The 7,894-nt window shown below is 71.1% G+C and carries 6 protein-coding genes; 2 read left to right on the top strand and 4 right to left on the bottom strand.

What is annotated here, in order from left to right; genetic code table 11:
• Positions 1 to 91: 91 nt before the first annotated feature.
• Entirely contained in the window at positions 92 to 991 is a 900-nt protein-coding gene (locus tag ACZ4N5_RS42840; protein WP_467762384.1) for a Gfo/Idh/MocA family protein, read from the bottom strand.
• Positions 992 to 1,218: 227 nt separating this feature from the next.
• Between ACZ4N5_RS42840 and ACZ4N5_RS42845 the strand changes: the two genes are divergently transcribed.
• The gene (locus ACZ4N5_RS42845; protein ID WP_467762385.1) at positions 1,219 to 2,007 is read left to right on the top strand and encodes a PIG-L deacetylase family protein; all 789 of its coding nucleotides are present in this window, start codon (positions 1,219 to 1,221) and stop codon (positions 2,005 to 2,007) included.
• Between the two features lie 232 nt (positions 2,008 to 2,239).
• Positions 2,240 to 3,667, top strand: coding sequence for a M1 family metallopeptidase (locus tag ACZ4N5_RS42850; protein ID WP_467762386.1), 1,428 nt, complete (start codon positions 2,240 to 2,242; stop codon positions 3,665 to 3,667).
• 32 nt (positions 3,668 to 3,699) lie between these two features.
• On the opposite strand, the gene glgB is transcribed toward ACZ4N5_RS42850, so the two are convergent.
• From glgB to ACZ4N5_RS42865, 3 genes are all read right to left on the bottom strand, one after another.
• Positions 3,700 to 5,931 (bottom strand): 1,4-alpha-glucan branching enzyme, encoded by a 2,232-nt coding sequence (glgB, locus tag ACZ4N5_RS42855; RefSeq protein ID WP_467762387.1) that lies wholly within the window; start codon positions 5,929 to 5,931, stop codon positions 3,700 to 3,702.
• Positions 5,932 to 6,041: 110 nt separating this feature from the next.
• Entirely contained in the window at positions 6,042 to 7,415 is a 1,374-nt protein-coding gene (locus tag ACZ4N5_RS42860) for a maltokinase N-terminal cap-like domain-containing protein (protein ID WP_467762388.1), read from the bottom strand.
• A gap of 47 nt (positions 7,416 to 7,462) precedes the next feature.
• Positions 7,463 to 7,894 (bottom strand): alpha-glucosidase C-terminal domain-containing protein (locus ACZ4N5_RS42865; RefSeq protein WP_467762389.1); only part of this gene is annotated, 432 nt, incomplete at its 5' end.

Genomic DNA, 7,894 nt, shown 5'->3' on the forward strand with positions numbered 1-7,894 from the left:
CAATCCACACCGAACCGGAAGGCCCTCACCCGTTCAAGATCCCTCAGCCGAGACCTGGCTCACCCGTCCACAACCTCCCAGGACAGAACACCTAGCCCTCCAGCGCCTGGGCGATGAGCGTCTGCAGGCGCAGTCCGCGGTGGGCGTCGAGTTCTCCGGGCCGGCCCGACCGGACGGCCGTGGCGAACTCGCGGCGCAGTACGGGCCAGGACTCCTCGTGGTCGAGGGCTCCGCCGTCGAAGACCAGCTCGGGATGGCGGCCGAACAGCTCGATGCGGGTGATCCCGCGCTCGACCTCGACCGAGCCCGACAGGGAGGCCTGGCTCACGGCACCACTCTCGTGTTCACAGGTGAGTTCGATCCAGCGGCGCGGGTCCCCGGCGCCGCGCACCCGGACGATCGGCCCCAGAGCCGCGTCCAGCAGATCGAGAAGGTGCGGCCCGAGGTCCAGCAGCGCCCCGTGCTCAAGACGCCACGGGGTCGCGAAGTCGCCGCCCAGGAAGGCTCCGCCGAGAAAACAGGAGCGCGCGCCCGAGACGTCCAGGGCCCGTGCCTCGGCGAGGAACTGCCGGGTGGCCGGGTGATAGCGGTTCGTCAGCACGAGCTGGGAGACCACGCCCGAGGCGTCGATGGCGTCCACGAGCCGCCGCGCCGAGGGCAGATCGAGCGCGAGCGGCTTCTCCAGGAGCAGGGCCTTGCCCGCCTCGGCCGCCCGCACGGCGAGTTCCGCCTGCACGGCGGGCGGCACCGAGAAGGCGACCGCCTCGCAGTCGTCGAGCAGTTCCTCGAACGTCGCGGCGACGGCGGAACCGTGCCGCGCCGCCGTTTCGCGGGCGGCCTCCGGCCGGCGCGCCCAGACCGACGTCAGCAGCGTCTCGGGTCCGGCGGCGAGCACCCGGGCGTGCACGGCCCGCGCCCAGGGCCCCGCGCCGACGAGCCCGACCCTGACGGGAGCGTGAGTCCAGGTGGGCGAGGTGGTGGTCACGGGCATCTCCTCTGTGCTGTACGGGGCCTGACGCGCCGTCGACCCGGCGGCGGTGCCGACGAGGGGGAGAGCGGCGGCGACCGGGCGTCGGATCTTCGGACGTGTGGACAGACTTCACCACGGTGTCACGGTGTTCGACCAGCGGGGCGTACGGGGAGCGCGGGAACCCGGCGTACGAACGCGGAAAGCGCGCCTCTGTCGGTCCCGACCTGCCGCAGGCCATCATGCGGAGCATGGATCCCACACAGGACAAAGCAGGCTTCGCGGGCGGTTCGGGCCTGCCCGCGCTGCCGGAGGACTGGGAGCGATGTCTCGCCGTGGCCGCTCACCCGGACGACATCGAGTACGGCACCGCCTGCGCCGTCGCGCGCTGGACGGCACAAGGCAAGCACGTGAGCTATCTGCTGGCGACCAGGGGAGAAGCCGGTATCGACGGCCTGCACCCGGACCGGGCGGCACCGCTGCGCGAGGCCGAGGAACGGGCCGGTGCCCGGCAGGTCGGCGTCGAGACCGTCGAGTTCCTCGACCACCGCGACGGCGTCGTCGAGTACGGGCTCGGGCTGCGCCGGGAGATCGTGCGCGCGATGCGCCGCCAACGGCCCGAGGTCGTGGTGTCCGGCGCGTTCACCGTGCGGATGATCGGCGGCATCACCAACCAGGCGGACCACCGGGCGGTGGGCCTGGCCGCCCTCGACGCGGCACGCGACGCGGGGAACCGCTGGATCTTCCCCGAACTCGCCGACGAGGGTCTAGAGCCCTGGGGCGGCATCCGGATGGTGTGCTTCGCCGGACCGGAACAGCCCACCCACGGAGTCGACGTCACCGGCGAACCCCTCGAACGCGGGATCGCCTCGCTGGAGGCACACGCCGAGTACACCAAGGCTCTGGGCGCGGGCGCGTTCGAACCGCGGCCCTTCCTCACCTGGGCGGCCGGCATGGGCGGTTCGGCGTTCGGGGTCGAATCCGCCGTCCTCTTCGAAGTCCACCAGCTCATCTCCGACGGACCGCCGCCCTGGGTGTGAGTGCGCCCCGTCCACCCGGCGGTACGGGCCCGGACGCACGGATCGGAACGGATCGGCACGGGTCCGGGCAACGCGACCGGGGCGAATCCGGACCCGTCCTCGAACCGGCTTCCCGCTGACGGAGCGCCACTCGGGTCCGCACGGGCGCAACTTGACCTGATCGTGAGGGTTTGCGGGCGAGGTGACTCATAGGCTGTGCGCGAGTGATCACCGTCGAATCGGAGGAGCGAACGTGACACCACGCCCGCAAGAGGCCGCACGACGCACAACTGTCCTTCGCCGCGAAGCCGTTGTCGCGGCCGTCCCGGTCGCGCTCGCCGCGCTGCTCACCGCGGCCGGACCGGCCACGGCGGCCGGGACCGTGGGCTCCGCCGGCGCGGGGGACCCGTACTTCCCTCTCTCGGGCAACGGAGGCTACGACGTCCACCACTACGATCTGACGCTCGGCTACGACCCGCACAGCCGCCACCTCGACGGCAAGGCGGTCATCACCGCCAGAGCCACCCAGCGGCTGACCCGCTTCGACCTCGACCTCAGCGGGCTGAAGGTCACCGGCGTCGCCGTCGACCACGCCAAGGCGGCCTTCCGGCGCGACGGCCAGGAACTCGTCGTCACCCCGCGGGACGCCCTGCGCAAGGGCCAGGAGTTCCGCGTCACCGTCACCTACTCCGGCACCCCGAAGCCCGTCACCGACCCCGACGGTTCCCTCGACGGGTGGATTCCCACCGACGACGGCGCGTTCGTGGCCGGTGAGCCCCAGGGCGCGATGACGTGGTTCCCCGCCAACAGTCATCCCACGGACAAGGCGTCGTACGACTTCACGGTGACGGTCCCCAAGGGCCGTACCGCCGTCGCGAACGGTGTCCTGGTCGGGCAGCGGACCGCCAACGGCCGGACCACCTTCCGCTGGCGGCAGTCCGAGCCGATGGCCGCCTACCTCGCCACGGCGACCGTCGGCACGTTCAAGGTCGAGAAGTACACCACCCGTGACGGCCTCAAGGTCTACAACGCGATCGACCCGCGTGAAGCGGCCGCCGCAGCGCCGGTCGTGAAGAAGCTGCCGTCCGTGCTGGCCTGGGAGAGCAAGCTCTTCGGCCCCTACCCCTTCCGGGCGGCCGGAGCCATCGTCGACCGGGCCCCGCAGGTCGGCTACGCCCTGGAGACCCAGACCCGTCCCGTGTACGACTCCGCGCCCGACCTGGAGACTCTGGTCCACGAAAGCGCCCACCAGTGGTTCGGCGACTCCGTCACCCTCACCAGATGGAAGGACATCTGGCTCAACGAGGGCTTCGCCACCTACGCCGAGTGGCTCTACACCGAGCAGCACGGCGGCAAGAGCGCGCAGAAGGCCTTCGACGCGCTGTACGCCACTCCCGCGGGCAAGGATCTCTGGGCGTTCCCGCCCGGTGATCCGGGCAGCGGCGAGCACATCTTCGAGACGCCGGTCTACGCCCGCGGGGCCATGGTCCTGCACAAGCTGCGCACGGCCGTCGGCGATCCCGTGTTCTTCCGCATCCTGCGCACCTGGGCCACCGTCCACCGCGACGGGCACGGCACGACGGCCCAGTTCATCAAGCTCTCCGAGCGGGAGTCCGGCAAGAACCTCTCCGGTCTCTTCCACACCTGGCTCTTCACGGCGGGCAAGCCCGCCTCTCCCTGAGGCGGGATTGCCCGGTGTGGCTGCGGGTTGGCTCAGGCAGGCCGCAGCCACACCGTCGCGAGCGGCGGCAGTGTCAGCTCGATGCTCGTCGGACGGCCGTGCATAGCGATCGCCTCGGCCTTCACCGGCTCGGGGTTGGTGATGTCGCTGCCGCCGAAGCGGAGGCTGTCGGTGTTGAGGACTTCGCGCCAGGCCGGGATGTCCTGGGGGACGCCGAGACGGTAGCCGTGGCGGACGGCGGGGGAGAGGTGGGAGACGGCGAGGAGCGGGGTGCCGTCGGCGGCGTGGCGCAGGAAGGCGAAGACGTTGTCGTCGGCGGCGTCGCCCACGACCCAGGTGAAGCCGGACGGGTCCGTGTCGCGTTCCCACAGCGCGGGTTCGCCGCGGTAGAGGGTGTTGAGGTCGCGGACGAGATCCTGGACCCCGCGGTGGTCGGCTTCGGCGCAGTAGGCGGGGTCGAGGAGCCACCATTCGGGGCCCTCGGCCTCCTTCCATTCCCCGCCCTGGGCGAACTCCTGTCCCATGAAGAGGAGTTGCTTGCCGGGGTGGGCCCACATGAAGCCGAGGTAGGCGCGGGCGTTGGCGCGCCGCTGCCACCAGTCGCCGGGCATCTTGGAGACGAGTGACTGCTTGCCGTGCACGACCTCGTCGTGGGAGATCGGCAGGACGTAGTTCTCGCTGTAGGCGTACACCATCGAGAAGGTCATCTCGTTGTGGTGGTACTTGCGGTGGATCGGCTCGTGCTGCATGTACTCCAGCGAGTCGTGCATCCAGCCCATGTTCCACTTGAGCCCGAAGCCGAGCCCACCGTCGGAGGTCGGACGGGTGACGCCGTCCCAGGCGGTGGATTCCTCGGCGATGGTGACGACGCCGGGGTTGCGGCGGTAGACGGTGGCGTTCATCTCCTGGAGGAACGCCACGGCGTCGGGATTGTCCCGCCCGCCGAATTCGTTGGGGGCCCACTGGCCCTCTTCGCGGGAGTAGTCGAGGTAGAGCATGGAGGCGACGGCGTCGACGCGCAGGCCGTCGATGTGGAACTCCTCGCACCAGTAGGTGGCGTTGGCGACGAGGAAGTTGCGGACCTCGCGGCGGCCGTAGTCGAATTCGAGGGTGCCCCAGTCGGGGTGGTCGGCGCGCCGGGGGTCGGCGTGCTCGTAGAGGGGGCAGCCGTCGAACTGGGCGAGGGCCCAGTCGTCGCGGGGGAAGTGGGCGGCTACCCAGTCCATGAGGACGCCGATGCCGGCACGGTGGAGGGCGTCGACGAGGTACCTGAAGTCGTCGGGGGTGCCCAGGCGTGCGGTGGGCGCGTAGAACCCGGTGATCTGGTAGCCCCACGAGCCGCCGAAGGGGTGTTCGGCGACCGGCATGAGCTGGACGTGGGTGAAGCCGAGGTCGGTGACGTAGGCGGGGAGCTGGTCGGCCAGTTGACGGTACGTCAGGCCGGGCCGCCAGGACGGCAGATGCACCTCGTACACCGAGAACGGTGCCTCGTGCAGCGGGCGGCGCTTCGCCCGCTCCTTCATCCACTTGGAGTCCCGCCACGTGTACGACGACCGTGTCACGACCGACGAGGTCGCCGGGGGCACCTCGGTGCGGCGGGCCATCGGGTCGGCGCGCAGGGTGCGGGATCCGTCGGGGCGCGTGATGTCGAACTTGTAGAGCGCCCCCTCACCCATGCCGGGCAGGAACACCTCCCACACACCGGACGATCCGAGCGAACGCATCGGGAACCCGGCGGCGCCGTCCCAGTGGCAGAAGTCCCCGCAGACCCGGACCCCTTGAGCGTTCGGGGCCCACACGGTGAAGCGCGTACCCTCCACACCGTCGTGGGTCATCGGCTCGGCGCCCAGCGCCCGCCACAGCTCCTCGTGCCGGCCCTCACTGATCAGATGCAGGTCCAGCTCGCCGAGCGCGGGAAGGAAGCGGTACGGGTCCTGCGTCTCGGACTCGGTGCCGTCATAGGTGACCAGCAGCGTGTACGCGGGAATCGCGTCGAGCGGCAGGACGGCCCCGAAGAGCCCGTCGCCGAGGTCGTCCAGCGCGGTCCGTTGCCCGTCCACCATCACCGCCACGCCCTGGGCGTACGGCCGCAGCGCCCGGAACACGACTCCACCCGGCACCGGATGGGCACCCAGCAACGCGTGCGGATCGTGATGGGCGCCGGACAGCAGGCGCCCCCGATCCGTGGGGTCCAGCGCGGCGTGCTGCGCCGACGGGGCGGCGGGCTTGGCCCGTCGTACGCGGGTGGATGCGGTGCGGGTCACGGCTTGGGCCTCTCGAAGTGGGGGTGTTGAGGGTGGTCGGTGGGAGTGGTGAGGAGTGGTCGGTGGGTGGTGAGGAGTGGTCGCTGGGAGTGGTGAGGAGTGGGCGGTGGTCAGGGGTGGTCGGCGAGTCGTCCGACCGCCGCCATGGGCACGGGCAGCCAGTCGGGACGGTGCCGTGCCTCGTAGAGCACTTCGTACACGGCGCGGTCCGTCTCGTACGCGCGCAGCAGTTCGGGTTCCTCGCGCGGGTCCCAGGCCGCCGCGACCGCGTAGCCCGCGCAGAAGGCCTCGCGGCAGCGCTCCGCCCACTCCGGACGCCACGGCTGCCGGGAGCGGGCCGCGTAGTCGAAGGAACGCAGCATGCCCGCCACATCGCGTACGGGCGACTGGACACGCCGACGTTCGCTGATCGGGCGGGCCGGTTCACCCTCGAAGTCGATCACCGACCACCGCTCCCCGGCCCGCAGGACCTGGCCGAGGTGGAGATCGCCGTGGATGCGCTGGGCGGGGCGGACCGCCGAGTCCAGGGCGGCGAGCGCGTCGAAGGCCGACCGCAACCCGGCCGCGTGCGGGCGGAGTTCGGGGACGGAACGGACCGCGGCGTCGAGACGGTCGTGCATCGCGTCCGCGAGCCGCTTGTTCCGGTGGGGACTCGGCGCGTCCACGGGGAACGCCGTGGCCAGGGCCAGATGCACCTCGGCGGTGGCCCGGCCCAGTTCGTACGCCTCGCCGGTGAAGTCCTTTCGCGAGGCGAGGGATTCGAGTGCCAGGGTCCAGCCGTCGGCGGCGTCCCGCAGATACGGCTGAAGGACGCCGAGGGTCGCTTCCTGCGGTTCCGAGGTGTGGAACCACGCGGCCGGCGCGGGGACGCGGGTGCAGCCCTGCCGGGCCAGCGCGCGCGGCACCTCCAGGTCCGGGTTGATGCCGGGCTGTACGCGCCGGAAGACCTTCAGTATGAACGCGTCGCCGTACACCAGCGAGGAGTTGGACTGCTCGGCGTCGAGGAGACGCGGCGCGAGACCGGGCGGCACCGTGAAGCGCGGATCGCGCTCGAAACGCAGCGGTCCCGCCGTGCCCGAACGGCGCAGGCGCTCCAGGAGCAGTCCCGCCGCCTTGGGGTCGTGAAAGGCGTCGTACACGGTCAGCTCGGCCAGCGGGCCGGCGCTCGCCCGGCCGATGAAGGCGTGGGCGAGCCGCGGCGGCAGGACCTCCCGTACACCGAGGAGGAGTTGGTAGCAGTCCTCGGCCGCGGGAGTGCCGGTTCCGGCGTGGGCGGGCGGGCCGAGGTGCTCGGTGCGGACCAGCAGATGCAGACACCCCGGGTACAGCTCGGTCGTCGAGAGCAGCGTCAGATCCGTCACGGGCCTGCCCTTGCCCGCGAACCAGCGCTGCCGTGGCAGCCAGGCGCGCAGCAGCTCGGCCAGTGAGGTCAGCAGCGGAGCGGTGTCGAGGCCGCTCGGACGCTGCAGAGCGGTGTTCGCCATGACGACACGTCCTTTCAGAGGCGGGCGGGCTGTCGAGGGGCACGGAGTCACGATCGCCTCGTGCTGCCGGGCCCGACCGCGGGGCGCAACCTGAACCAGTAGAAGCCGTGACCGGCGAGGGTCAGCAGGTACGGCAGTTCGCCGATGGCGGGGAATCGCACGCCGCCGATCAGTTCGACCGGGTGTCTGCCGTTGAACGCGCGCAGGTCGAGTTCGGTGGGCTGGGCGAAGCGGGAGAAGTTGTGCACGCACAGCACGAGGTCGTCCTTGTACTCCCGCAGGAAGGCGATGACGGCGGGGTTGGAGGACTGGAGTTCGGTGTAGGAGCCGAGTCCGAAGGCCTTGTTCTGTTTGCGGATCTCGATCATGCGGCGGGTCCAGTGCAGCAGCGAGGACGGTGACGACATCGATGCTTCGACGTTGGTGACCTGGTAGCCGTAGACGGGGTCCATGATCGTGGGGAGGAAGAGGCGGCCGGG

It is taken from the genome of Streptomyces sp. NPDC026500, from assembly GCF_055567635.1.

Excerpts from the sequence above, each read along its gene's own strand:
- ACZ4N5_RS42860 (WP_467762388.1), bottom strand. The coding sequence starts at position 7,415 with ATGGCGAACACCGCTCTGCAGCGTCCGAGCGGCCTCGACACCGCTCCG.
- ACZ4N5_RS42845 (WP_467762385.1), top strand. The coding sequence starts at position 1,219 with ATGGATCCCACACAGGACAAAGCAGGCTTCGCGGGCGGTTCGGGCCTG.
- ACZ4N5_RS42840 (WP_467762384.1), bottom strand. The coding sequence starts at position 991 with ATGCCCGTGACCACCACCTCGCCCACCTGGACTCACGCTCCCGTCAGG.